Here is a 1,361-nt window from a genome sequence, read left to right on the forward strand (position 1 = left end):
CTTTCCGGTATAGACAAGTCTGATGACCACCTGCATAGCCGTCATTGAAAGGTCGACATTCTCGACCATCCAGGTTGATGGAAGTCCGAGAAGTTGCTGGTAGTGGGCGGTGGTGGTCAGGCTTTGCATGATAGAGTATATGGGTATGAATGGGTAATGCGGGGACTACGCCAAGCTACCTTTTTAACCACGCTTTTCCACTAACTTCGGCGAAGAGCCACTTTTTTTACCGCTCTCTTGCGCTTTCCGTTCACGCTCGGCCAGTTTCGCCTCATGTTCAGCTTTTTCTTTTTCGTATCGCTCTTCAGCCCGACGTTCAATTTCACGTTTTGCTTTGGCAATAGCTTCAAGCCTTTTTTCTCGGCGTTCAAGCTCTTCAGGAATACTCATACCATCCGGGATTGTTGACTGGTCTGCCTGCTCTGCTTGACGAAGCAGGGATTCAACTTCATCTTTCAACTGCTTTTCGAGTTTGCTGGCATAGCCCCAACTCAGTGCCTGATGCTTGGAGGCATTGGCCTTGATTTTGGTACCATCAAGACTGATCTTGCCGACCTTGAGGATGTTCATTTCATGGGCAAGAGTCAAAATCTGGATAAAAAATGGTTTCAGTTCAGCGAGAAAGCGTTTCCTGAAATTTGCTATGGTGTCATGATCAGGATGACTGTTTCCGGTGATATAGCGAACCGCTATGGATTCATAAGTGGCAAGTTCCAGCTTCCTGCTTGAAAAAGTTCCAGTGGCATAGCCGTAAAACAGGAGACTTAACAACATCTCCGGATCATAGGCTTTGCAGCCTCTTCCTGCATAGGCGTCTCGTAATAGAGTAAGATCAAACTGGCCAACAATATCAACAACAAAACGTGCGAGATGATTGACCGGTAGCCAGTCCTGGACGGATGGCGGCAAAAGGTAGAGTGAATCTCGATCGGCTGAAAGAAAGTCTGAACGCATTGCTTTTCAGTGAATAGATGACTGGTTATTATGCAGTCAATATACGACTTATCTTGTTTATATAAAAAGGCTTATGCAGCAATTCGCGTGATTTTATCTTGCGGGATAATCCGACAGGCTGAAGAGACTGCCCTACTAACTTTCTATATTTTCGGGGACAGTGTGTAAAGTCATATCTTCAAACAAAAGGCTCTCCGCCGAAGTTAATGGAAAAGCGTGGTTAAAAAGGTAGCTTGGCGTAGTCCCCGCATTACCCATTCATACCCATATACTCTATCATGCAAAGCCTGACCACCACCGCCCACTACCAGCAACTTCTCGGACTTCCATCAACCTGGATGGTCGAGAATGTCGACCTTTCAATGACGGCTATGCAGGTGGTCATCAGACTTGTCTATACCGGAAAG

2 pseudogenes are annotated in these 1,361 nt (G+C 46.3%); one reads left to right on the forward strand and one right to left on the reverse strand.

The features are described 5' to 3' along the window. Positions 1-195: 195 nt before the first annotated feature. Positions 196-954, reverse strand: a pseudogene (locus EKD02_RS09860) (transposase); the annotation flags it as partial. Between the two features lie 278 nt (positions 955-1,232). Between EKD02_RS09860 and EKD02_RS10650 the strand changes: the two are divergent. Then, a pseudogene (locus tag EKD02_RS10650) lies at positions 1,233-1,361 on the forward strand (ISL3 family transposase); the annotation flags it as partial.

Source organism: Chlorobium phaeovibrioides, assembly GCF_003968655.1.
In the GTDB taxonomy this organism is placed as follows: domain Bacteria; phylum Bacteroidota; class Chlorobiia; order Chlorobiales; family Chlorobiaceae; genus Chlorobium; species Chlorobium phaeovibrioides.